The sequence below is a fragment of the Rhodococcus sp. LB1 genome (assembly GCF_001583455.1).
GTDB classification, from domain to species: domain Bacteria; phylum Actinomycetota; class Actinomycetes; order Mycobacteriales; family Mycobacteriaceae; genus Rhodococcus_F; species Rhodococcus_F opacus.
In genome coordinates, this window is sequence record NZ_LTCZ01000377.1 from 1 (window position 1) to 731 (window position 731).

Genomic DNA, 731 nt, shown 5'->3' on the forward strand with positions numbered 1-731 from the left:
TGAAAGGTGCCCTTCATGAGCGGCCCCATGACCGGAATCAAGATCGTCGACCTGTGCTCGATGATGTCGGGCCCCTGGGCCACGGACATCCTCGGCGACCAGGGCGCGGACGTCATCAAGGTGGAGGTGCCCGGCAAGGGCGATCACGTCCGTTCCCTGCCTAATCGTTCCGGCGACATGTCGGCGATGTTCGTCAACGTCAACAGGTCGAAGCGGTCCCTGACCCTCGACCTCAAGACCCCGGAAGGCGTTGCGGTACTGAAGAAGTTGGTCTCCACCGCCGATGTCGTGGTGCAGAACTTCCGGCCCGGCGTCGTCGAGCGACTCGGCATCGGATACGACGACCTCGCCCCACTCAACTCGAAACTCATCTATCTCTCGATGAGCGGATTCGGCGAGCGTGGACCCGCCTCCGGCCAACGGGTCTACGATTCGCTGATCCAGGCCCTGACCGGCCTGACCACCGTGCAGGCCGGATCCGACGAGGAACGGCCCCGCCTGATCCGCACCATCCTCCCCGACAAGCTGACTGCAGTCGTTGCAGCGCAGGCCCTTTCGGCGGCACTGTTCGCCCGCGAACGCACCGGGGAGGGACAACACATTCGCCTGTCGATGCTCGAGGCGGTGCTCTCGTTCCTGTGGGCATCGGACATGGGCGCCTACACATTCCCGGACCAGCCCGTCCCGCTGGAGAAGGGCGGCAGCTTCATCGACTTGATCTACCAGACCGC

At 64.3% G+C, this 731-nt stretch carries 1 protein-coding gene; it reads left to right on the plus strand.

What is annotated here, in order from left to right:
- Positions 1-15: 15 nt before the first annotated feature.
- The coding region (locus tag AZG88_RS36095; RefSeq protein ID WP_231914311.1) for a CaiB/BaiF CoA transferase family protein at positions 16-731 on the plus strand (716 nt) is incomplete at its 3' end.